We start from the raw sequence: 23299 nt of genomic DNA, 5'->3' as shown, positions 1-23299 counted from the left end.
CTCAGGCGCGCTTGAACACCAGCGTGCCGTTGGTCCCGCCGAAGCCGAACGAGTTGGAGATGGCCACCCGGATCGGCATGTCGCGCGCGGTGTTGGCGACGTAGTCCAGGTCGCAGCCGCCGTCGACGTCCTGCTCGAACAGGTTGATGGTCGGCGGACTCTTCTGCTCGTGCAGCGCCATCACCGAGTAGACCGCCTCGACGCCGCCGGCGCCGCCGAGCAAGTGGCCGGTCATCGACTTGGTCGAGTTCACCGCGAGCTTTTTGGCGTGGTCGCCGAAGCAGCGCTTCACCGCCATCGTCTCGGCCGCATCGCCCAGCGGCGTCGAGGTGCCATGGGCATTGATGTAGTCGACCTCGTCGGCGTTGATGCCGGCATCGCGCAGCGCATTGCGCATGCCTCGCGCGGCGCCGTCGCCGTCCTCGCACGGGGCGGTCATGTGGTGGGCGTCGCTGCTCATGCCGAAGCCGGCCAGCTCGGCGTAGATGCGGGCGCCGCGCTTCCTGGCGTGCTCGTATTCCTCGAGCACCAGCACGCCGGCCCCCTCGCCCATCACGAAGCCGTCGCGGCCCTTGTCCCACGGCCGGCTGGCGGTGGCCGGGTCGTCGTTGCGGGTCGACAGCGCGCGCATCGCCGCGAAGCCGCCGATGCCCAGGCGAGCGATCGCGCCCTCGGCGCCGCCGGCCACCATCACGTCGGCGTCGCCGTACTGGATGATGCGCGCCGCGTCGCCGATGCAGTGGGCGCCGGTGGTGCAGGCCGACACGATGCCGTAGCTCGGGCCCTGGTAGCCCTTCAGGATCGACACGTGGCCGGCGATCATGTTGATCAGCGAGCCGGGGATGAAGAACGGGCCGATCTTGCGCGGACCGCCCTGCATCAGCGCCACGCCGGTCTCCTCGATCAGCGGCAGGCCGCCGATGCCGGAACCGATGTTGACGCCGACGCGCTCGCGGTCGAGCCCGGCGTCGTCCAGCCCCGCGTCGGCGATCGCCTGCAGCGCTGCGGCGATGCCGAAGTGGATGAACAGATCCATCCGCCGGGCGTCCTTGGCGTTGATGTACTGGGTCACGTCGAAGCCCTTGACCTCGCCGGCGATATGGCAGGCGAGATCGGACGCATCGAAGCGCGTGATGGTGGCGATGCCGGAACGGCCGGCCAGCAGGTTGGCCCAGCCGGTGGCGACGTCGTTGCCGACCGGCGAGACATGGCCCAGGCCGGTGACGACGACTCTGCGTTTGGACATGGTGTCTTTCCTTCTACTGCGGTTCCGATCGCGCCAGCCTAGCGCGTCTCGATGACGGTGCGGCGAACTCGAACAAGCAACTGCTCAAATCGGAACGTATATGCGACAAGACCCCCATGCGAAAACGACGCACGGGGGTCTTGCGGGTTCGTCGGGCCGCCCGCGGGCGGCCGGTCCAGCGGGCATTACTTGCCGACGTGTGCCTTGACGTAGTCGACGGCTTGCTGAACGTTGGTGATCTTTTCAGCTTCTTCGTCCGGAATTTCGCACTCGAATTCCTCTTCGAGCGCCATCACGAGTTCAACGGTGTCGAGGGAATCGGCGCCCAGGTCTTCAACGAAGGACGAATCGATCTTGATATCGGCTTCGTTGACGCCCAGTTGCTCGGCGACGATCTTCTTCACGCGTTGTTCGATGTTTTCCATTCTTGAACCCAAACCTTTCGTATTGGATGGTCAAAAGCGCCCGCATTCTAGCAAAAAAACCGGGCGCAAGTTTAAAACGGGGAAATCCCCATCAATTCATGTACATACCGCCGTTCACATGGAGCGTGTTGCCGGTGATGTAGCCTGCCCGCTCGCTGGCGAGGAAGGCGACCGCGTCGGCGATCTCCTGCGGCTGGCCCAGCCGCTCGAGCGGAATCTGGCCCAGCAGCTTCTGCTTGTACTCGTCGGCCAGCACCGCGGTCATGTCGGTATCGATGAAGCCCGGCGCCACGCAGTTGACGGTGACGTTGCGGCTGCCGACCTCGCGCGCCAGCGAACGGGTGAAGCCCATCATGCCGGCCTTGGCCGCCGCATAGTTGGTCTGCCCGACCGAGCCGGTGCTGCCGACCACCGAGGCGACGCTGACGATGCGGCCCCAGCGCGCCTTCATCATGCCGCGCAGCACGGCCTTGGACAGCCGGAATACCGAGCGCAGATTGGTATCCATGATGGCGTCCCAGTCTTCTTCCTTCATGCGCAGCAGCAGCTGGTCACGGGTGATGCCGGCATTGTTGACCAGCACGGCGACGCTGCCGTAGGCCTTTTCGATCTCGTTCAGCGTTGCCTCGATCGCGGCCGGATCGTTCACGTCGAGGGCGAGGCCGGTGCCGGTCGCGCCGGCTTCGGCCAGGTAGGCCGCGATGTCGGCCGCGCCGCGCTCGCTGGTGGCGGTGCCGACCACGGTCGCGCCATCGCGCGCCAGCGCCTCGGCGATGGCGCGGCCGATGCCGCGCGAAGCGCCGGTGACCAGCGCGACTTTGCCTTGCAGGGACATGCTCTTGTGCTCCAGTTCTGGATTCTTAGACCGCCGCGGCGAGCGCGTCGAAGGCGGCCGGATCGGTCAGCGCGAACGACTGCAGGCCGTCGACGATGCGGCGGCTCATGCCGGCCAGGATCTTGCCCGGTCCGCACTCGGCCACCACGGTGGTGCCGTCGGCGGCCAGCCGCTCGATCGTCTCGACCCAGCGCACCGGGCTGTGCAGCTGGCGCGCCAGCGCGTCGCGGATCTGCGCCGGATCGGCGTAGGCGGCGACGTCGGCATTGTGGAGCACCGGGATGACAGGCGTACGGATCTCGATCGCGGCGAGCGCGGCGGCGAGCTTCTCGGCCGCCGGCTTCATCAGCGCGCAGTGCGAGGGCACCGATACCGGCAGCGGCAGCGCGCGCTTGGCGCCCTTCTGCTTGCACAGCTCGCAGGCGCGCGCCACGGCCTCCTTGGCGCCGGCGATCACCACCTGGCCCGGGGTATTGAAATTGACCGCCTCGACCACCTCGCCCTGGGCCGCTTCGGCGCAGGCGGCGCGGATCGAATCGTCGTCGAGGCCGAGGATGGCAGCCATCGCGCCCTGCCCTTGCGGCACGGCGTCCTGCATCGCCTCGGCGCGCAGGCGCACCAGGCGGACCGCGTCGGCGAAGCCGAGCGCGCCGGCCGCGACCAGCGCGCTGTATTCGCCCAGGCTGTGGCCGGCCAGGAAATCGGGCTGGCGACCGCCGCGGGCGAGCCAGGCGCGGTAGACCGCGACGCCGGCGACCAGCATCGCCGGCTGGGTGTTGACGGTGGCGTCGAGCGCTTCCTTGGGGCCGGCGGCGATCAGCGTGGCCACGTCCTGGCCGAGCGCGGCGCTGGCTTCGGCCAGGGTCTCGCGCACCACGTCGAGGTCGGCGAAGGCGTCGAGCATGCCGACGGCCTGGGAGCCCTGGCCGGGAAAGACGAAAGCGAGCTTCATGGTGGATTCCTCCGGGTTCACTGGCCGCGCGCGGCGCGGGCAGCTTCGAGATCGTCGCGCACGCGCCGGTAGGCGGGGCGCTGCTTGAGCTGTTCGAGGTAGGCGGCGACCGGCAGATCGGCGAACCAGTCGCGCTGGTAGACCGCCTGGGTCAGGCGCGTCACCAGCGGGATATGCACCGCCGCGGCGCAATCGGCCATGGTGAAACGGTCGCCGGCCAGCCAGGGCGAGAAGCTCGCCACCCGGGCGAAAGCGGCCAGGCCGCGGTCGAGCTGGGTCGCCACCTCGGCCTTCACGCCCTCGTCGAGCGGCGCGCCGAACAGCGCATGGCGCAGCAGCCGGCGCGCGACCAGCTCGACGTCCTGCTCCAGCATCTGCACCAGCTGGCGCACCCGGGCGCGCGCCAGCGGTTCGGCCGGCAGCAGCGGATGGTCCGGGTAGACTTCTTCGAGGTACTCGAGCGCGGCCTGCGATTCGCAGAACAGCGTGCCATCGACCTCGAAATACGGCACCTTGCCGGTCGGGCAGCGCACCAGGTAGTCGGCTTCCTGCGAGGGACCGGCGGCGATCTCCTCGAAGGCGACGCCCTTCTCCAGCAGCGCCAGCTTGACCTTGTTGTGGTAGTTCGAAAACGGGGAGCCGTACAGTTTGAACATGGCCAACTCCTGTGAAATTCGGCGAATTTGCCGCGAAATGCCGGCGAATATTACGCGTGGACGCCTGCTCTTGCCAGCAAGCGGTCGCTTGTTCGAGCCAGATGCACGACCGGCGGCCAGCAGGACGGCTACCAGCGCAGCAGCGCCGAACCCCAGGCGAAGCCGCCGCCGATGCCCTCGAGCATCAGCAATTCGCCCGGCTTGAACTTGCCGGCGCGGGCCGCCTCGTCGAGCGCCAGCGGGATCGAGGCGGCCGAGGTGTTGCCGTGACGGTCGAGCGTGACCACCACCTTGTCCATCGGCAGGCCGAGGTGGCGCGCGGTCGATTCGATGATGCGGATATTGGCCTGGTGCGGCACCAGCCAGTCGAGCTCGCTCTGCGGCAGGCCGGCCGCTTCCAGCGTCTCGCTGGCCAGCTCGGCCAAGGCCTTCACGGCGAACTTGAACACCGCCTGGCCATCCATGTGCAGGAAGGGCGTGCCGACCACGCCGCCGTGCGCGACCGAGGCCGGCGTGCACAGGATGTCGCGGTAGCGGCCGTCGGCGCGCAGCTTGGTGACCAGGATGCCGGGCTCTTCGGACGCCTTGAGCACCACCGCGCCGGCGCCGTCGCCGAACAGCACGCAGGTCTTGCGGTCGTTCCAGTCGAGGATGCGCGAGAACACCTCGGCGCCGACCACCAGCGCGGTGCGCGCCATGCCGCCGCGGACGAACTGGTCGGCGGTGGCCAGCGCATAGGCGAAGCCGGCGCAGACCGCCTGCACGTCGAAGGCGGCGCAGCCGTGCACGCCGAGCTTGTCCTGCAGGATGCAGGCGGTGCTGGGGAAGACCACGTCGGGCGTGGCGGTCGCCACCACGATCAGGTCGAGCTCGGACGCATCGACCCCGGCCGCTTCAAGCGCGGCGCGGCTGGCCTTGAGCGCCAGGTCGCTGGTGGTCTCGTCGGCCGCGGCGATGCGGCGCTCGCGGATGCCGGTGCGGCTGACGATCCATTCGTCGGAGGTGTCGATCTGCCGGGCCAGTTCGGCGTTGTCGAGGATGCGGGCGGGCAGGTAGCTGCCCGTACCGGCGATGCGGGAATGCGGCAATTCGGTCTCCATCGCGCCGCTCGTGGCGGCGCTTCGCTTGGGGATCGCCCGCGCGCTCATGGTCGCGCGGGTCGTTGTAGCGCAGGCAGTCCTGCGGATGAAACCATTGCGCCGATCCGGAAATCGGCGCCGACGGCGCTCAGGCGTCGTCGCCCTCCTCCATCGCCGTCACGTGTTCGGCCATGGTCGCGGTGATCTTGTGCAGCACGCCCGAACGCGCCTCCTCGAGCGCCTGTTCCAGCGCGCAGTAGAAGGCGAAGCGGTCGGCGCCGCCATGGCTCTTTACCACGATGCCGCGCAGGCCCAAGAGGCTCGCGCCGTTGAAGCGGCGCGGGTCCATGCGGTTGCGGAAGCTCAGCAGCACCGGCGCCGCCACCAGTTTGACCAGCTGGCGCCACCAGCTGCGGCTGAACTCGTCGCGCAGCAGCTCGGCCATCAGCTTGGCGATGCCTTCCGAGGCCTTGAGCGCGACGTTGCCGGTGAAGCCGTCGCACACCACCACGTCGACCGTGCCCTTGTAGATGTCGTTGCCCTCCACGTTGCCGTGGAAATTGAGCCGGGACGCCTTGAACAGCTCGGCCGCCTGCTTGACCGTATCGTTGCCCTTGATGTCCTCCGAGCCGACGTTGAGCAGGCCGACGCTCGGCCGCTCCTTGTGGCGCAGCGCACCGTACAGCATCGCGCCCATCACGCCGAACTGGTAGAGCTGCTCGGGCGAGCATTCGACGTTGGCGCCGAGGTCGAGCACGCAGGTGGCGTCGCGCTGGCTCGGCAGCATCTTGGCGATGGCCGGCCGCTCGATGCCGGGCAGCATCTTCAGCACGAAGCGGGCGGTGGCCATCAGCGCCCCGGTGTTGCCGGCCGATACGCAGGCATGCGCCTCGCCGGTCTTCACCAGGTTGATGGCGACCCGCATCGACGAGTCCTTCTTGTTCTTCAGCGCCGACTGCGGCGCCTCGTCCATCGCCACCACCTCGCTGGCGGGGTGCACCCGCAGGCGGGGGCCGGGCTTGGTGTGGCGTGCCTTGAGCTCGGCCTCGATGGCATCGGCCAGGCCGACCAGCACCACGTTCACGTCGGGGTGGGCCTTGAGAAACTTGAGGGCGGCCGGAACGGTCACGTGCGTGCCGTGGTCGCCGCCCATCGCATCGATCGAAACAGTGATTTCCATGCCGCGGAGGTTAATGTTGGCCTGCGCCAAGCGCTAGCTCGAAATGAAAAAGGCGCACTCGCAAGGAGTGCGCCTTTCCCGAAAGGGACTGCCCTGACGGCAAGGGAGATTACTCGCCCTTGGCCTTGATCACGCGGCGGCCACGGTAGAAGCCGTTCGGGCTGATGTGGTGACGCAGATGGGCCTCGCCCGTGCTCGGCTCGATGGCCAGCGCGGGAGCGGTCAGGAAGTCGTGGGCGCGGTGCATGCCGCGCTTGGACGGGGATTTTTTGTTCTGTTGAACGGCCATGGTTTTGCTCCTGGATCAAACTCGAAAATACGAAAAAGTCAGTGTTCGCCGCGCTTCAACTTGCCCTTGAGATCCGCCAGCACGGCAAACGGGTTAGGCTTTTGCGGTGTCGCCACCGCGTCCGCCGCCGCACCATCGCCGGCTTCGCACGCATCGTGCGCCGGCGCGTAGGGCAGCGACAGCAGGATTTCGTCCTCGATCAGGCCGATCAGCGCGAACTCGTGTTCGAACAGCAGCCCTTCGAGGTCCTCGTCGTCGGCTTCGGCGGCATTCATCCGGGCCTCGTCGGCGAACAGCGTGAAACGCGTCGCCACGTCGAGCTCGAACGACACCGGCTTGAGGCAGCGCTGGCACTTCAGCTGCAGCTCGCCGTTCAGCGCCAGGTCGAGCGTCGGCCGTTGCAGGCGGTCGATGCCGCCGGCCAGCGCGTAGCCGATCGGCGTGGCGGCCAGCACTTCGCCGCCGATGCGCGGAAGGTCGGCCAGCTTCAGCTCGCCTTGCAGCGTCCGGCGGTTGCGGGCGAATTCGCCGTTGTCGAAGACGGGGTTGGACATAAACGGTGAATGATATACTTCGGGCCGTTGAATCGTCAAAAGAAAACTGCCTTTTCGGCATGAGCCGCGGCCTTGCCGCAACAGCAGGCAAACAGGATTTCCCACCGACCATGAGCACGCCCCAACTCGTCCTCGGCTCCACCTCGCGCTACCGGCGCGAGCTGCTCGAACGCCTCGGCATTTCCTTCGACGTCGCCGCGCCCGACTGCGACGAAACCCCGCTGGCCGGCGAGACCGCCGCCGCCACCGCGACGCGGCTGGCCCGCCTCAAGGCGCAGTCGCTGGCGGCACGCTTCCCGGCCGCGCTGATCATCGGCTCGGACCAGGTGGCGCTGCTCGACGGCGTGCAACTGGGCAAGCCCGGCAACTTCGAGCGCGCCTTCGCCCAGTTGCAAGCCATGCGCGGGCGCACCGTGGTGTTCCACACTGCGCTGGCGCTGCACAACGCGGCCAGCGGCAATACCCGGGAAGTGGTGGTGCCGTGGCGGGTGACCATGCGCGATTACAGCAATGGCGAGATCGCCCGCTACCTGGAGCGCGAGCAGCCCTACGACTGCGCCGGCAGCGCCAAGACCGAGGGCCTCGGCGTGGCCATGATCGCCGCCATGGAAGGCAGCGACCCGGCCGCCATCATCGGCCTGCCGCTGATCGAGCTGTGCCGCATGCTGCGCGAAGAAGGCCATCCGCTGCCATGAGCGCCGGCACGCTCTACCTGGTCCCCGCCCCGCTCGGCGACGGCCCGCTCGAGGCGATCCTGCCGGCCGAGGTGCGCGGCATCGCCAACCGTATCGGCCACTGGGTGGTCGAGAACCCCAAGACCGCGCGGCGCTTCCTCAAGCTCTACGGACCCGAGCGCATGATGGCCGAGCTGGCGATGAGCGCGCTCAACGAGCATACCCGCGCCGCCGAGCTGGCCGCGCTGCTGGCCCCGCTCGAAGCCGGCCACGACGTCGGCCTGATCTCCGAAGCCGGCTGTCCCGGCGTGGCCGACCCGGGCGCTGAGCTGGTGCGGTTGGCGCACACCCGCGGCATCCGCGTCGCGCCGCTGGTCGGCCCCTCGTCCATCCTGCTGGCGCTGATGGCGGCCGGCGCCAGCGGACAGCGTTTCCGCTTCCACGGCTACCTGCCGGTGGAGGCCGGCCCGCGGCTCGAGCGACTGAAGGAGCTCGAGCGCGATTCGGCTCGCCACGACGAGGCCCAGCTGTTCATCGAGACGCCCTATCGTAACGACGCGATGGTCGACGCAGTGCTGCAGGCCTGCCGCCGCGACACCTGGCTGACAGTGGCGCGCAACCTGACCACCGCCGAAGAGCTGATCGTGTCCCAGCCGCTGGCGCGCTGGCAGGCCCAGCCACGGCCCGAGCTGAAGAAGCGACCGGCCATGTTCGTGCTCTACGCCGGGCGCTGAAGCGCGCCGCGGAATACCGGCATCGGAGAGCGGATACAATGAGTTCAGGCCCCCAAGGAGGAAAATCATGGCTGAACAAATCGAAAATCTGGTTCTCGAGCACCTCAAGGCGATTCGCATGGAAATGGCGGCTAACACCAAGGCCCTGGAAGGGCTGACCCTGCGCGTTGGTTCGCTCGAAGAGCATATCGCCGGCATGCGGCGCGATCTGAGCCTGCTGCACGGCGACCTGGCCATTACCCACAAACGGATCGACGATGTGGATCAACGCCTTGGTCGCGTCGAGCGTCGGCTGGAACTCGTCGGTTAGTTGAAGAAAAAACGTAACCCGTTCGCATATGAAAATCGCCGTAGCCCAATTCAACGCCACCGTCGGCGACCTCGCCGGCAATACCGACCAGGTCATCGGCCTCCTGGCCGAAGCGCGCGCCGCCGGGGCCGACATCCTGCTGGTGCCCGAGCTGACCATCGCCGGCTATCCGCCCGAGGACCTGCTGCTGCGGCCGAGCTTCTACGCCGCCTGCAATGCCCAGCTCGACCGCCTGCTCGACGTCGCCGACGACGTCACCCTGGTGGTCGGCCATCCGCTGATGCTGGGCGAGGAGCGCTTCAACGCCGTCACCGTGATGCGCGACGGCCATATCCTCGGCCGCGGCCAGAAGATGGTGCTGCCCAACAACGAGGTGTTCGACGAGTGCCGCTATTTCACGCCGGGCGCCTCGCCCTGCGTGTTCGAGCAGCGCTGCCATGACGGCAGCGTGGTCACCGTCGGCGTGCCGATCTGCGAGGACATCTGGCACCTGGAGCCGGCCGCCGAGGCCGCCGAGCTCGGCGCCCAGATCCTGCTGGTACCGAACGCCTCGCCCTACCACCGCGGCAAGGAAGACGTGCGCGAAGCCATCGTGCGGCAGCGCGTCGAGGAAACCGGCCTGCCCGTCGTCTACTGCAACTGGGTCGGCGGCCAGGACGAGCTGGTGTTCGATGGCGGCAGCTTCGCCATGAACCGTGCCGGCGAAGTCGTCGCGCAGCTGCCTACCTTCGAGACCGCGACCGCCGTGCTCGAATTCCACGACGGCGACCTGCTGCCCGGCCCGCAAGCGCCCGCGCGCAGCGAGGAGGAGAGCATCTATGCCGCGCTGGTGCTCGCCACGCGCGACTACATCCGCAAGAACGGCTTCCCCGGCGCCATCATCGGCCTGTCCGGCGGCATCGATTCGGCGCTGACGCTGGCCATCGCGGTCGACGCGCTCGGCGCCGAGCAGGTCCGCGCGGTGATGATGCCGACGCGCTACACCGCGCAGATCAGCCTCGACGATTCGCGCGAGATGGTGCGGCGGCTCGGCGTGCAGTACGACGAGATCGACATCGAGCCGATGTTCCAGTCCTTCCTGGCCGCGCTGGCGCCGCAGTTCGACGGCCTGCCGGTCGACGCCACCGAGGAGAACCTGCAGTCGCGCACCCGTGGCGTGATCCTGATGGCGCTGTCGAACAAGACCGGCCGGCTGGTGCTGACCACCGGCAACAAGTCGGAGATGACCACCGGCTACGCCACGCTGTACGGCGACATGGCCGGCGGCTACGCGGTGCTCAAGGACATCGCCAAGACGTTGGTGTTCCGCCTGTCGCGCTGGCGCAATACGGTGTCGGAAGTGATCCCAGAGCGCATCATCACGCGGCCGCCGTCGGCCGAGCTGCGCGAGAACCAGCTCGACCAGGACAGCCTGCCGCCCTACGAAATCCTCGACGCGATCATGGAGCGCTACGTCGAGCGCAACCAGTCGATCGCCGACATCGTGCGGGCCGGCTACGCCGAGGCGGATGTGCTGCGGGTGGTGAAGCTGCTGAAGGTGAACGAGTACAAGCGCCGGCAGGCAGCGGTGGGGGCGCGGATCACGCCGCGCAGCTTCGGCAAGGATTGGCGTTATCCGATCACCAACAAGTTCTTCAGCTAGCCAGCAGATCCGGCGAAGGCACGGCACACATCCCATGCAGGATCTGTCGCATTTCCGAATGCGGCAACAAAGAAAAAAGCCTGCGGTTCTCACCGCAGGCTTTTTCTTGCACCGGACAGCCGATTAGAACTTGAAGCTGCCGCTCAGGCTGTAGGCACGGCCGCGCGGATCGGTATAGCGCGCGTCGTAGCCCAGTTGGTGCGGGCCGCTGTTGCGGATGGTGAACGGCGGATCGCGATCGAACAGGTTCAGCACGCCGAAGGTCAGCGCCAGCGACTTGTTCAGCTGGTAGCGGGTCTGCCAGTCGAAGGTGGTGTAGGAACCGACCTGATGATCGTCCACCGTCACGCAACCACCGGTGGTGCCATCGGCATTGACCGAACGCACTGCGCAACCGGCCGGATCGTCGGCGCGCTGCACCACGTCGCGGTAGCCCGACTTGTAGTTGAGCGTACCGACATGGGTGAAGGCACCGCTTTCGAGTGTCGCGCTCAGCTTGCTGATGAAGCGGAAGGTAACTTCGCCATCTTCATACTTGCCGACATTGCTGTGGAAATCGCCACCCTTGATGGTCTGGTAGTCATTCTTCAGCATGTAGGTCGCGCCAAGCTGAGTCGTCAGGCGACCGATCGGCGTCTTGAAGCCGAGCCGGCCGTCGATGTCCAGACCGCGGGTGACCGTGGTGCCCATGTTGAACAGCTTGGCCAGGAAGATCGGCTCGTTCTTGCGGGACTGCGGGTTGTACCAGCTGCTGAAGGCGCTGCGGTAGGTGGCCGGATCGGCAAAGGCCGTGTCCTCATCCACCGAGTCGATCAGATCGTCGATCTTGACGTTCCAAAGATCGACGCCGATCGAGAAGTTGCTGGTCGGCTCGACGCGGAAACCGATGGTCCATTGCTCGGACTTCTCGGGACGCAGGTCGGCGTTGGTCGCGTTGAACTGCGTCCACTGGGTAGCCGACGGGTAGCAGACGCCCGACAGCGGATCGCCGGCCGGTACGGCCAGGCAAGCCGGGTGGGTACCGCCAGTCACACCGAACTGCTGAACGAAGCCGTCCTGAGTCTGGGTGACGGTCGGGACCTTGAAACCGGTACCGTATGAAGCGCGCACCAGGATGGTCTTGGCTGGCTGCCAACGGGCCGACACCTTGGCCGTCGTGGCCGAGCCGTCGTTCACCTTGTCGTAGCTGTCATGACGCACCGAACCGGTCAGTTCGAGGTTGTTGGCCACCGGCAGTGCGAGTTCGCTGAACACGCCCCAGGCATTGCGGCTGACATCGAACGGCACTTCGGTCGCCGAGTCGCCGGCGATCTGGTCGCCCACACCGCGCGCGGTCGACGATGGGTTGTAATTCTGCGCTTCACGCACGAACGATGCGCCGACGCCGAGCATGGCGGAACCGCCAGGCATCTCGAACAGCTCATGCGAACCACGTACGTCGACCGAATCCAGCGTCGACTTGGCGCTCTTGTAGAGGCCGGTGAACTGGATATCGTTGAATGCGGCTACGTTCGAACCGGGCAGCTTGAAGGGGTCGATGACCAGGTTGTCGAGAGCGGCCTGGATCTTGTTGGCCGAAACCCAGCCGCGGGTGTAGTACTCGTCCCACTTGCTCTCGGAATGGGTGTAGCCGACGTTGTAGTCCCAGCCTACCAGCACGCCCTTGAGGCCCAGGGTGGCATGGGTGGCGGTGGTTTCATCCAGCGTGGTGCGGTTGCCGGCATCAAGCGCACGGAAATAGATGATGGCCTGATCGTCCGCGTCCGCCACGAAGGTCGGATCGGCCGCGTGAGCCTGGGCCATTGCGTTGTTCCAGCCCGCGGTACCGTTGTTGATGGCGAAGCCCGACATCGGTGCCGGCGCGATCCGCGAGGTCATCTTGAACTTAGAGTGCAGCAGGTCGCCATACAGCGTATGGTCGCCGCCCAGACGTGCGCTGAACGAACCGACGAAGCTGTCCTGCTTCGATTCGGGATTGATCTCGATCGTCGAGGTGTAGTCGAAGCGGCAGGCACCGCCACGGAACACGTGGGCTGGGGCGCACTTGCCGTTGATGTCGTAGTACGGCGTGCCGAAGTAGGCATCGTCTTCGATCGACTCGCGATAGACCTCGAGGTTGGCAGGAATCGAGTTGATCGAGCCGTTGAAGAAGCGCAGCTTCCGTCCGTTGTGCTCGAAGTCGATCAGGCCACTCTTGGCGAACTCGCGATCGGTGGCCTTCATGGCCTTCTGTTCGTCGTGGCTGTAGCCCAGCAGTACGTTGAAGCCGTCGTTGTTGAGGTCGCCGAAGCCCTTGGTCACGCTGACCTTGTAGTCGGCGCCGCCTTGCTTGGACGGCACGGTGCCGGTCAGGGTGACTTCGCCGGCGGTTTCGTTCTTGCGCAGGATGAAGTTGATCACGCCACCGATCGCATCGGAGCCGTAGATAGCCGAAGCGCCGTCGGTCAGGATTTCGACGCGTTCGATCGCGGAGACCGGCAGGGTGTTCAGGTCGACGCCGCCGCTGCTCTGGAACGAGTTGCCGGCCCAGTTGGCCACGCGAGTGCCGTTCAGCAGAACCAGGGTGTGCTCTTCGCCGATGTTGTGGATCGATGCGCCCGAGAAGCCACCGCCGCCACCGCCGACCGACACGGCCGGTGCGGTGAAGCCTTGCATCGACGGCAGCTTCTGCACCAGATCCTGCACGCTGGTCGCGCCCGAGCGCTGGATGTCCTCGCGCTTGAAGGTCTGTACGGGCAAGGCGCCTTCCTTGGCGATGCGCTTGATGCTCGAACCGGTCACTTCGATCTTTTCGACTTTCCGCTCTTCATCTGCCGCGTGCGCCGCAACGGCGAAGCCCGCCAGGCCCATCGTGGCAACTGCGAAGGCCAGTCGCTTCATTTTCATCATGCTTTGAATCTCCCCAAGACTTGGATCGGTACGGTCACACCTGAGCCACTTGTCGGCCCTAAGTACTTATTCCGTATAAGCACCCGGTAAGGCGCTTCCTAGCTTCAACGAGTGGGGGCACAAACCGATATGGTCTAGTCAACCACCGCCGAAAGTGTTTCGAATCCTACTGACACTAGGCTTACCGCAGCAATTCTTCCCGGCACATATGCAACATGCCGCCCCTGAATGTTTCAATACAACAACACCCGGCACATGGACCGTCGGCTACGGGCCTGCGTCCGATCATGCTCCCGCAAACCGGCGACCCAGTCCCGGGCGCCGGCAAAAGTAAAAAAGGCCCGCATGGCGTAATGCTGTTCACTTAAGCCGAGCAGCCTTGAAGTCCACCGGATAGCGGGTCTTGGAGATCCTCACCGTCCTGGGTCTTGAGGGCCTGGGGCGGTAAGCCAGGAACAGTCCGCCTACGCCCGTCCGCAGTTCTGACAGGCGTCAGCCGGTTGCCGAGACCGGATTGGCTGCCGCCATGACGATCAGTTGCGCCGGAATGGATTGGCACGCCGGTTTGCAGCGTATCTCGGATGGCAAGCGCCCCAAGCTCGCTGTGGCCAGCCCCGCCTCGCGGCGAATCACGTTGTAAGCCAGCCCCCCAGACCTCCAGGTAGATCAGCTCGGCCTTCTTGCTGCGCAGGATCACTGCATCCTGCTGCATGCAACTCTTGATATCCCGCAAGCCCAGCGCGATCCCCCGGCACTACTGGTACAGCTCGGCCACGGCGCGGGCGCTGTAGCGATCGGCCGGCAGCGAGGTCAGTACGGTTTTGACCTTGTCCTGCCATTCGTAGCTGACCTCGCGTACCTCCCAGTAGGCGGGCAGTGTCGGGTTGCGCTTTCGCGCCCGCGGTGAAACCTTCATTCGCAGCAGGCGGTCCCGCTCGCCATGACGGATCACTTCCTCGCCGACCAAGCCTTGGCGCGCCGGGATCAGCCAGTGCCGGTGCTGACCATGCGTGTTCAGGTTCAGCGGCAGGTCGGCGCTGCAGAGGCCTTTGTCGAACAGGGCGAGGGTGTGATCGGGAATCTGCTGGAGAATGGTATGGGCCAGGCGTATCTCGCTTCGGCGATAGGGGCTGAGCTGGTCATCCAAGATCAGTCGGGAGCGCACGTTCATCAACGCCACCCGATGCATCATGTGAAACGGCGTCTGGCGTTCGGTGACGGTATTGCCGGAACCGAAGTGCGCTCGGAATTGAGGCCTATCCAGCGTGCGCGGCAGCGCACCGTCCACGGCGAACACCTGCAGGTCCTGCCAAGGCCTGACTAGAAAGGTGCAGCGCAGATTCCACCCATTCGACCGGGATGTTCTGGGTGAAGGTACTCAGATTGGAGAAGTTGAACAGGTCACCCAGATCGAGCAGATGCTGTTGGAAGGACATGAAAGAGCAGATGCTGTTGGAAGGTCATGAAAAAATCCGATGCCAGAAGGTCTGGCATCGGATTTTCGGAGAAGCATCTGCTGATGCTCAAATGCTTAAGTGAACAGCATTACCGCCATGGCGGGGCATTTCATCAGAGCAAGAAACGAACCGATTAGTTGAAGGTGTACTGCGCACCCAGTTGATAGAAGCGGCCACGGCTGCTGTACAGCTCGGCGAAGCCCATCTGAGTATAGGTGTTGTCGGAAGCGTTCTGGTTGCTGAACGGCGGCATGCGGTCGAACAGGTTCTTCACGCCGAAGTCGAGGCGCAGACCCTTGATCCCGGTGAAGCTCACCATCATGTCGGTCTCGGTGTGGCTCGGCACCTTGCGCGTGCCGGCCGGCAGCGGATTGCTGGCGCTGGGCTGCTCGTCGGTGTCGTAGAAACCGCCGGTCGTCCGGACCGCCATCGAACCCGCCCACTTGCCGGCGTCGAGTTCAGCCTTGACCGTATTGCGGTAACGCGGGCTGGCATAGATGCCCAGCGTGCTCTCCCATTCGCCGGCCTTCCGCTCGCGAGTCTTCTGGTAGTAGGTGATGGTATCGCCAATCACCAGCTTGCCGAAGGGCAGCTTGAGGCCGTACTGCGCATCGAGGTCGATACCTTGCGATTCAACCTGGGAGATGTTCTGCAGGTTGGTGAAAATCAGGTAACGATTGTTGGTCGGATCTTGCGACCAGCTGCCGGCCCGGATGGCATCCAGGATGGTCGGTTGATCGATCGCGTTGTCCTTCTCCACGCGCCAGAAGTCGATCGAGCCCGAGAACGCTCCCAGATCGGCCACGAGACCCAAGTTGTAGGTCTTGCCCTTTTCTGGCTTCAGTGCGGAGTTGCTGCCGCCGACTTGGTACGCCGGGATTTCGCAGTTGGCCGGCAGTCCGAGACCGGTACATTCCGCGGCGCCTTCGACGTCGATCGCACCTTGATCGGACGCCCCGAACAATTGCTTCAGCGTCGGCATCCGGAAGCTCTCGCTATAGGAGCCTCGGACCATGAAGTTCTTGGTCGGGCGATAGGAGAACGCCAGCTTGGGCGAGGCCTTCGAAGCGTCGTTGTCCTTGAAGCCCTTGGCGCTGCTGGAGTAATCGTCATAACGGATCGCGGCCTGCACTTCGAGCTTGTCCAGGACGGGCAGTTGCAACTCGACGAAGTAACCGAGAGCCTTCCGGTCTGCCGAAACGGCAGCCTGCTGGATGCTGCCGACGACCTTACCCGCCTGGGTCAGGGCATCGGGCGTATCGGTCAGCTCTTCCTTCACGTGGGAAACGCCCACCGCCCAGCCCATCGGGCCGCCAGGCAGTTCGAACAGCTCACCGCTGATCTTGCCGTCGACGAAGGTATTCTTGGATTCGCCCTTACGGACCGGCTTGACCTTCAGGGTTTCCACGAAGGCAGCATCGTTGGTGTTGACCGTGGCATCGATCCGCCCGCTACCCAGCGCATCCGCCCACAGGTCTGCGTTGTAGTAGTTCTTGTCGCTATTAGTCACCTTGCCATCGCCCTGACCGACCACGAAGGACCAGTCGAGATTGGCGGTGTAGCCCTCGACGCCCGCGACGAACTGAGACAGTGTGGACTTGCGATCGGTGATCCGCGGGCCGCCCTGCATGAAGCGGCCGGCGTAGTAGCGGCCATCCGGCAGCAGGAAGTAGTCAGGTACCGGGTGCGCTTCGAAGTGGTCCTCGGACTTCGAATAGAAGCCTTGCACATAGGCCCGGATATCGTTGGTGATCTTCACGGTACCCAGCAGCAGGCCGCTCTGGCGATCGGCGCCGTTGTATGCGGTCAGCAAGCTGGCATTAAAGTCGTAGCGGCAGCGCGTGCCGCTCAGTTGATCGGCAGGGCACGGACGAACCTGCTCGCCAGTGAAGGCGCCGTCATCGTTCAGGATGTTGCCGTAGGGCGAGAACGAGCTACGGCCATCCGAGCCGCCCAGGCGGCGGAAATCGACCGACTTCGAGATGTCGCGATCCTTGCGATAGATCGGGTCGCGCTTGAACACGTCGAGCGTGGCCAGCACGTTGAAGCCTTGCTCCTGGATGTCGCCGAAGCCCGCGGTCACGCTCGCGCTCTTCTCCTGGCCGTCGTCGCGGCTGGAAACGCCGTACTTGCCACGGACATCGATCGACTGATAGTTCTTCTTGGTGATGAAGTTGATCACGCCAGCGACAGCGTCGGCGCCGTAAATGGCCGAACCACCGTCCTTCAGGATTTCGACGCGCTCGATCGCGCTGATCGGGATCATGTTGATGTCGACTGCAGCGCCCGCGCCCGAACCATCGTGCAGGGCGTTAACCGGCAGGCGGCGGCCGTTCAATAGAACCAGCACATCGGTTTCGGACAGGCCGCGAATCTGGATATTGCCGGTACCCGAGCCCGACGGACTGTTACTAGCTAATTCGCCCTGATCGAAGATGTCGATGGTCGACAGGCTCTTCAAAAGCTCGTTGGTCGTGGTCGCGCCGGTACGCTCGATATCCTTGCGGGTGATCACCTCAACCGGTGCCGGACCTTCGGCCGTGACACGCTTGATGCTGGAGCCAGTCACCTCGATGCGTTCTGCCTTGATCTCTTCCGCAGCAGAAGCGCCGATGGCAAAGCCAGCCAGACCCATCGTGGCAAGTGCAAATGCCAGTCGATTCATTTTCATCATGCCGTAAATCTCCCCAAACTTGATCGAAACAGCAGCCTTGGCCCAGCTCGATTTGTAAACCCGCCAAGCCCCGCTATCGCAAACACGCCACCGTACGGCGCATTCCTGGATTCGGTCGAGCAGTGCCAGGCTCTAGCCGGCAGTCACCCCCGAAAGTGTTAGGGATCCTACTTACATCGCGCTCGCCCAAGCAATTTTTCCATACAGGTTTGCAACATTCTGTATCCAAGTGTTGGTTCATCACGACACCTCTCTTGGCCCATCCAAACCGCTACGGAATATATATTTCAAAGAAGAACGCCTATCTAGACAAGACCGGTCCGCAAATCTACATATGTCCAATATCCATCGTTCGCAGGCCAACCCGCCCGCAGCCTCAACGCTTCTCGGGCCAGCCCGCTCACAGCCCCAGCTCCCCCCACAACGCATCGATCCGCCGCGCGACCGCCTCGTCGCGCGCGATCGGCACGCCCCATTCGCGGCTGGTCTCGCCGGGCCACTTGTTGGTGGCGTCCAGCCCCATCTTCGAGCCCAGGCCCGATACCGGCGAGGCGAAGTCGAGGTAGTCGATCGGGGTGCTGTCGACCAGCACCGTGTCGCGCGACGGGTCCATCCGGGTGGTGATCGCCCAGATCACTTCCTTCCAGTCGCGCGCGTCGACGTCGTCGTCCACCACCACGATGAACTTGGTGTACATGAACTGGCGCAGGAAGCTCCACACGCCGAACATCACCCGCTTGGCATGGCCGGCGTAGGCCTTCTTCATGCTGACGATGGCCATGCGGTAGGAGCAGCCCTCGGGCGGCAGGTAGAAGTCGACGATCTCGGGGAATTGCTTCTGCAGGATCGGCACGAACACCTCGTTCAGCGCCACGCCGAGCACGGCCGGCTCGTCCGGCGGCTTGCCGGTGTAGGTGCTGTGGTAGACCGGGTCGGGCCGGCTGGCGATGCGGTCGACGGTGAATACTGGGAACCAGTCCTGCTCGTTGTAGTAACCGGTATGGTCGCCGTACGGGCCTTCGAGCGCGTGCAGATAGCCGCCGATCTCCTTCATCGGCACGCCGCGCTCGCTGCGGCCGCTCCAGCCGCGCTCGGCCGGAGCAATATGGCCCTCGAGCACGATCTCGGCGCTGGCCGGCACCTGCAGCGTATTGCCCAGGCACTGCACCAGCTCGGTCTTGCTGCCGCGCAGCAGGCCGGCGAACTGGTATTCGCTCAGGCTGTCCGGCACCGGCGTGACCGCGCCGAGGATGGTGGCCGGGTCGCAGCCCAGCACTACCGAGATCGGGAACGGCTGGCCCGGATGGCGCACCGCGTGCTCGCGGAAATCGAGCGCGCCGCCGCGGTGGGCCAGCCAGCGCATGATCAGCTGGTTGCGGCCGATCAGCTGCTGGCGGTAGATGCCGAGGTTCTGCCGCGCCTTGTGCGGCCCGCGCGTCACCACCAGGCCCCAGGTGATCAGCGGCGCGACGTCGCCGGGCCAGCAGTGCTGGATCGGGATGCGGTCGAGATCGACCGCCGCGCCCTCCACCACCACTTCCTGGCAGGGCGCGCGCTTGACCACCTTGGGCGCCATGTTCAGCACCTGCTTGAGGATCGGCCATTTCTCCCAGGCATCCTTCAGGCCCTTGGGCGGCTCGGGCTCCTTCAGGTAGGCCAGCAGCCGGCCGATCTCGCGCAGCGCACCGACGTCCTCGGCGCCCATGCCCAGCGCCACCCGGCGCGGCGTGCCGAACAGGTTGCCCAGCACCGGCATGCGCGGGCTCGGCACGTTCTCGAACAGCAGCGCGGGGCCGCCGGCGCGCAGCACGCGGTCGCAGATCTCGGTCATCTCGAGATGCGGCGACACCGGCTGGCGGATGCGCTTGAGCTCGCCCAGCGTTTCGAGCTGGGCCATGAAGTCGCGGAGGTCGTGGTATTTCATGCGGGGGAATTTCGAATCAGGCGAGTTGAAGGTCGAATCCCGCCTCTCGCGCATGGCGGATGGCGAGCAGGTGGATTTCGTCGTTGCGGTAGAGGTAGAGCAGCAGGTAGTCGTCGAACAGGTATTCGCGCAGTTCGCCCGAGCCCAGGCGCCTACGTACCCTGCCCCAGGCGGCCAGCCCCTGCACCGACTCCACCGCGTCGAGCCGGGCGGCCCGGCCGAGCCGCGGAAAGCGGGCCAGGTTCGGCACCACCTCGTCGCGGATCACGACCAGCAATCGGTCGACCGCCGTCTCGTGTCCCAGGCCCTGCCAGAAGGCCTCGATACGATCGACGTTGGCGTCGAAATTCCGGGTGACCCGGATGCGGATCATCTATTCGCGCTCGCGCCGTTGCAGCCGATCGGCCAGCCATTGCTCGGCCGGCAGCGCGGCACCGGCCTCCACATCGGCCAACCCGCGTTCGACGTCTTCCAGCAGCAGCAGGTTGATCCGCTCGCGCTCGAGCCGGTGGTAGTAGGCGAGCTTGCGCGCGTCGATCAAGGCGACGTAGCTCTCGCCGTTCTTGGTGACGATCTTCTCCGCGCCGTTGCGGACTTCCTCGGCCAGCTCGGTCAGGCGGGCTCGAGCCTGGCTGAATGGCACGATGTCTTCGATGGCGATACTCATGGCCAGCTCCACGTTAACGAATACATGCACGTTTGCAAGTATACGCGCTCAGGGCGCCGTACTGCTGCCGGCCCACTCGAGCAGCGCGTCGAGCACCGGCTGGCCGGCGCCGGCGCGGCCGTGGTTGAGGATGCCGACCACCAGCCAGTCGCGGCCGGCCGCGTCGCGCACGTAGCCGGCCACCGCCCTCACCTCGTCAAGCGTGCCGGTTTTGATCCGCGCCATGCCGGCCAGCGGGCTGTCGGCCAGCCGCCGCCGCATGGTGCCGTCGAGGCCGACGATGGGCAGGCTGGCGGCGTATTCGGGCGCGAAGGCACCGGCTCGGCCGGCCGCCAGCACCGCGGCCAGGTGGCGCGGGCTGATTCGGGCGTTGCGCGACAGGCCGGCGCCGTTGTCGATCACCAGCTCGGGGAAGGCCAGGCCGCGCCGGGCCAGCCAGTCGTGCGCGGCCTGCTCGGCCGCGGCCTGGCTGTCGGCCGCGCTGCCGGCGAGGCCCGCGCGCTGGCGCTCGGCGCCCAGCGTCAGGTAGATCGCCCGCGCCATGGTGTTGTTCGACAGCTTGTTGACGTCGCGGATCAGCTCGCCCAGCGGCGGCGACTGGGTCTCGGCCAGCAGGACGGCGCCGGCCGGCGTGGCGGCTTCGCGCGTGGCGCCGGCGATGCTGCCGCCGAGCTCCAGCCACAGCGCGCGCACCAGCCGGTCGGCGAAGTCGGCGGCGTCGAACAGGCCGAGGTAGCGGCCAGCGCGGCAATGGCGCGGAAAGCTGCCCTGCAGCGTGACCGCGACGCCGTGGCCGGCCATCGGTTCGATCGACGGCCGGGCCCAGCCGCCGGACCAGGCGGCGCAGTCGCCGCCGACCAGGCGCTGGCGGCTGGATGCGGTCACGCCGGCCAGCGGCGGCTCGATCCGCACCGTCACGCCGCCGGCGCCATTGGCGCCGGTTGTGCCATTGGCGCCGGTTGTGCCATTGGCGCCGGCTGTGTCATCGCCGCCGCTGTCCATGTCGAAGCGCAGCGCCTTGAAGTTCATCAGCAGCGCGTCGGGCGCGACGTTGTAGGCGCGCTCGGGCTGGTCGTCGAACGGCGCCGCGCCGGCCTCCTCGGCCGGCAGCACGAAATAGCTGCGGTCGAGCACCAGGTCGCCGGCGACGTGGCGCACGCCGCGGTTGCGCAGCTCGCGCAGCAGCAGCCAGACTCGTTCGTAGGTCAGCTTCGGGTCGCCGCTGCCGCGCAGATAGAGATTGCCGCGCAGCGTGTCGCCCTCGACCGGGCCGTCGGCGTAGAAGCCGGTATGCCACTGGAAGGTCGGGCCGAGCGTCTCCAGCGCCGCCAGCGTGGTCAGCAGCTTGAGCGTCGAGGCCGGGTTGAAGGCCGCGTCGGCGTTGTGCTCGAGCCGGGCCGGGCCGCCGTCGGCCGGCAGCACCACGGCGCCGAGCGCGCGTTCGGGCAGCTTGGCGGCGCGCAGCCGGGCCGCCACCGCGTCGGGCAGCGCGGCCATCGCCGGCAAGGCCAGCCCCAGCGCCAGCGCGATACGGCAGAACGCCCGCAGCGCGCGGCTCATTGCACCTTCACCGCCCACAGCGGCCCCCAGTCGCCCGCCGCACGGTACACCGTCGGCCGCGCCTGCAGGCGCCAGTCGCCGGGCTTCGCGGGCCGGAAGTCGAAGCGGCCGAGCGTCACCCGCTGCGGCTCGCCGGTCTCGACCAGCCTGTGGGCGTCGTCGAGCCGGATGTCGTCCAGGTACCAGCCGATGCGCGGATCGTCTGGCGAGTAGAAGTCGCCGCCGGCGAACTGGTAGCGGAAACGCAGCCGCACCAGCCGATCGGCATAGGGCGACAGGTCGACCCGCCGCTCGAAGAAGGCCGGTTCGGCGCTGGCGGTCTTGCCGTCGCTGCGCTGCAGGTAGACGGTCTCCCAGGCGTCGCGGCCCTCGACCAGCACCTCGACGCGGGCGACCTCGTCGAGCCCGGCCACGCCGCGGCGGCCGCGGAACAGCAGCGAGGGCTTGGCGCCGAGCGCGACCTGCTCGGCCAGCAGCAGGATCTCGTCGCCGATGCCGTTGTGGGCCAGCCGGAACGACTGCTTGCCCGAGGCGGCGGCTTGGTGGTCGAGCACCGGGTAGTTGTTGGCGCCGCTGTAGGAGAACGCGCCGTAGCCGTTCTCGGCGCCCTCGCCGACCGTCCACGGCTCGGTGCGCAGCGCGCGCCACTGGTAGCCGGTGGCGCCGGGCTGGGCCAGCACGCCGTAGCCGGCGCCCTCCGCCGCGCTGGCCCTTGCCGGGCCGTTGATGGTGGCTTCGCGCTTGTCGGGTGCCGGCCCGTCGGGATCGAACACCTTGACCTCGTATTCGAAGCGGCGCGTCTCGCCGGCCACCTTCACGTTGTCGACCACCACCTTGTAGGTGGCGTCGGCATCCGGCCTGGGCCAGATCGCGTCGTGGGCCTGGCCGTCGGCGCGCCAGACCAGGGTCGGCTCGCCGGCGCCGTCGTCGTAGGGCTCGAGCGCCACCGCCACCGGCTGGCCGGCGCGCGTCATGGCCACCGTGGCGGCGGTCAGGTCGGCGCCGGGGAAGGCGAAGGACCAGCGCGGGAACACCACCTGGTAGGGCACCCAGCCCGGCGGCGGCCAGGCCACGAACTCGCGCTTGAGCGTTGGGCGGTTGCCGTTGTAAAGACCGTCGAAGGCGGTGAAGGCGCTGGCGGTGCGCTGCGGATCGGCGGTGCGCACGTCGCCCAGGCCCATGAACATGGTGTTGGGGAACAGCAGCCAGCGGCGGTGGTTGGTGCCGTGGTTGAGTTCGCCGGCATCGCGCATGAAGGAGTCGATCGCCTCGGTGCCGTTGACCACCAGGGCGATGCTCGACAGGTGGGCGCCCTCCTGCGCATCGGCCGAGAAGCAGGCCCAGTCGGGCGTGATGTCGTGCGAGATGCGCGAATTGGCGGCGGTGACCAGGGCGGCGGCCTGGGCCTTGCGGGTGGCAGCCGGATCCTCGGTCATGTCGCCGGGCACGCCGGCCATGGCGCGGTACCAGTTGATCCGCGCCAGCATGGCGGCGCGGTGCTCGGCCAACGTCTCGCCCGGCTCGCAGCCTTCGAGACTGCCGCGCCAGAAGG

The 23299-nt window shown here is 66.5% G+C and carries 20 protein-coding genes and 1 pseudogene; 4 read left to right on the top strand and 17 right to left on the bottom strand.

The features are described from left to right. Position 1: 1 nt before the first annotated feature. The 9 genes from fabF to H9L41_RS06025 all read right to left on the bottom strand — a co-directional run bounded on the left by fabF (position 2) and on the right by H9L41_RS06025 (position 7216). On the bottom strand, positions 2 to 1246 hold the full coding sequence (gene fabF, locus H9L41_RS06065; RefSeq protein WP_028447847.1) for a beta-ketoacyl-ACP synthase II: 1245 nt from the start codon (positions 1244 to 1246) through the stop codon (positions 2 to 4). A gap of 185 nt (positions 1247 to 1431) precedes the next feature. After that, positions 1432 to 1671 carry an acyl carrier protein gene (acpP, locus tag H9L41_RS06060; protein ID WP_028447848.1) on the bottom strand — a complete coding sequence of 80 codons (240 nt, stop codon included), beginning with the start codon at positions 1669 to 1671 and terminating at the stop codon, positions 1432 to 1434. A 91-nt stretch (positions 1672 to 1762) separates the two neighbouring features. Continuing rightward, on the bottom strand, positions 1763 to 2506 hold the full coding sequence (gene fabG / locus H9L41_RS06055) for a 3-oxoacyl-ACP reductase FabG (protein WP_028447849.1): 744 nt from the start codon (positions 2504 to 2506) through the stop codon (positions 1763 to 1765). Between the two features lie 25 nt (positions 2507 to 2531). Next, positions 2532 to 3458 (bottom strand): ACP S-malonyltransferase, encoded by a 927-nt coding sequence (gene fabD, locus H9L41_RS06050; RefSeq protein WP_028447850.1) that lies wholly within the window; start codon positions 3456 to 3458, stop codon positions 2532 to 2534. Positions 3459 to 3475: 17 nt separating this feature from the next. Continuing rightward, positions 3476 to 4114: a glutathione S-transferase family protein gene (locus H9L41_RS06045; RefSeq protein ID WP_028447851.1), complete on the bottom strand. Its 639-nt coding sequence runs from the start codon at positions 4112 to 4114 to the stop codon at positions 3476 to 3478. Positions 4115 to 4242: 128 nt separating this feature from the next. Then, the gene (locus H9L41_RS06040; RefSeq protein ID WP_028447852.1) at positions 4243 to 5202 is read right to left on the bottom strand and encodes a beta-ketoacyl-ACP synthase III; all 960 of its coding nucleotides are present in this window, start codon (positions 5200 to 5202) and stop codon (positions 4243 to 4245) included. A 139-nt stretch (positions 5203 to 5341) separates the two neighbouring features. Then, a complete protein-coding gene (gene plsX, locus H9L41_RS06035; protein ID WP_028447853.1) occupies positions 5342 to 6373 on the bottom strand; it encodes a phosphate acyltransferase PlsX in 1032 nt (343 codons plus the stop codon). Positions 6374 to 6482: 109 nt separating this feature from the next. Next, positions 6483 to 6662, bottom strand: coding sequence for a 50S ribosomal protein L32 (gene rpmF, locus H9L41_RS06030; RefSeq protein ID WP_028447854.1), 180 nt, complete (start codon positions 6660 to 6662; stop codon positions 6483 to 6485). Between the two features lie 38 nt (positions 6663 to 6700). Further along, positions 6701 to 7216 (bottom strand): YceD family protein, encoded by a 516-nt coding sequence (locus tag H9L41_RS06025; protein ID WP_028447855.1) that lies wholly within the window; start codon positions 7214 to 7216, stop codon positions 6701 to 6703. A 110-nt stretch (positions 7217 to 7326) separates the two neighbouring features. Here H9L41_RS06025 and H9L41_RS06020 point away from each other — a divergent pair, with 110 nt between their 5' ends. The 4 genes from H9L41_RS06020 to H9L41_RS06005 all read left to right on the top strand — a co-directional run bounded on the left by H9L41_RS06020 (position 7327) and on the right by H9L41_RS06005 (position 10576). Next, on the top strand, positions 7327 to 7911 hold the full coding sequence (locus H9L41_RS06020; RefSeq protein WP_028447856.1) for a Maf family nucleotide pyrophosphatase: 585 nt from the start codon (positions 7327 to 7329) through the stop codon (positions 7909 to 7911). Then, the gene (locus H9L41_RS06015; RefSeq protein WP_028447857.1) at positions 7908 to 8624 is read left to right on the top strand and encodes an SAM-dependent methyltransferase; all 717 of its coding nucleotides are present in this window, start codon (positions 7908 to 7910) and stop codon (positions 8622 to 8624) included. Before H9L41_RS06020 ends, H9L41_RS06015 begins: the two co-directional genes overlap by 4 nt. Before the next feature lie 67 nt (positions 8625 to 8691). Further along, positions 8692 to 8934 (top strand): hypothetical protein, encoded by a 243-nt coding sequence (locus H9L41_RS06010; protein WP_028447858.1) that lies wholly within the window; start codon positions 8692 to 8694, stop codon positions 8932 to 8934. A 28-nt stretch (positions 8935 to 8962) separates the two neighbouring features. Next, positions 8963 to 10576, top strand: coding sequence for an NAD+ synthase (locus H9L41_RS06005; protein WP_028447859.1), 1614 nt, complete (start codon positions 8963 to 8965; stop codon positions 10574 to 10576). A 123-nt stretch (positions 10577 to 10699) separates the two neighbouring features. Here H9L41_RS06005 and H9L41_RS06000 read toward each other — a convergent pair whose 3' ends face one another. From H9L41_RS06000 to H9L41_RS05965, 8 genes and pseudogenes are all read right to left on the bottom strand, one after another. Then, positions 10700 to 13456 (bottom strand): TonB-dependent receptor domain-containing protein, encoded by a 2757-nt coding sequence (locus tag H9L41_RS06000; RefSeq protein WP_187523721.1) that lies wholly within the window; start codon positions 13454 to 13456, stop codon positions 10700 to 10702. A 369-nt stretch (positions 13457 to 13825) separates the two neighbouring features. Then, a pseudogene (locus H9L41_RS05995) lies at positions 13826 to 14901 on the bottom strand (IS4 family transposase). Between the two features lie 154 nt (positions 14902 to 15055). After that, positions 15056 to 17596 (bottom strand): TonB-dependent receptor, encoded by a 2541-nt coding sequence (locus H9L41_RS05990; RefSeq protein ID WP_084300576.1) that lies wholly within the window; start codon positions 17594 to 17596, stop codon positions 15056 to 15058. 400 nt (positions 17597 to 17996) lie between these two features. Next, on the bottom strand, positions 17997 to 19520 hold the full coding sequence (gene ubiD / locus H9L41_RS05985; protein ID WP_028447862.1) for a 4-hydroxy-3-polyprenylbenzoate decarboxylase: 1524 nt from the start codon (positions 19518 to 19520) through the stop codon (positions 17997 to 17999). A gap of 16 nt (positions 19521 to 19536) precedes the next feature. Next, positions 19537 to 19893: a type II toxin-antitoxin system RelE/ParE family toxin gene (locus tag H9L41_RS05980; protein WP_028447863.1), complete on the bottom strand. Its 357-nt coding sequence runs from the start codon at positions 19891 to 19893 to the stop codon at positions 19537 to 19539. Continuing rightward, positions 19894 to 20187 carry a type II toxin-antitoxin system Phd/YefM family antitoxin gene (locus H9L41_RS05975; RefSeq protein ID WP_028447864.1) on the bottom strand — a complete coding sequence of 98 codons (294 nt, stop codon included), beginning with the start codon at positions 20185 to 20187 and terminating at the stop codon, positions 19894 to 19896. Between the two features lie 48 nt (positions 20188 to 20235). Further along, positions 20236 to 21747: a D-alanyl-D-alanine carboxypeptidase/D-alanyl-D-alanine endopeptidase gene (gene dacB / locus H9L41_RS05970; RefSeq protein WP_034608074.1), complete on the bottom strand. Its 1512-nt coding sequence runs from the start codon at positions 21745 to 21747 to the stop codon at positions 20236 to 20238. Then, entirely contained in the window at positions 21744 to 23255 is a 1512-nt protein-coding gene (locus tag H9L41_RS05965) for a CAP domain-containing protein (RefSeq protein WP_187523720.1), read from the bottom strand. The genes dacB and H9L41_RS05965 overlap by 4 nt, the downstream gene beginning before the upstream one ends. Positions 23256 to 23299: the final 44 nt, after the last annotated feature.

Source organism: Chitinimonas koreensis (assembly GCF_014353015.1).
Taxonomy (GTDB): domain Bacteria; phylum Pseudomonadota; class Gammaproteobacteria; order Burkholderiales; family Chitinimonadaceae; genus Chitinimonas; species Chitinimonas koreensis.
This window is presented reverse-complemented; position numbering and strand designations above follow the sequence as displayed.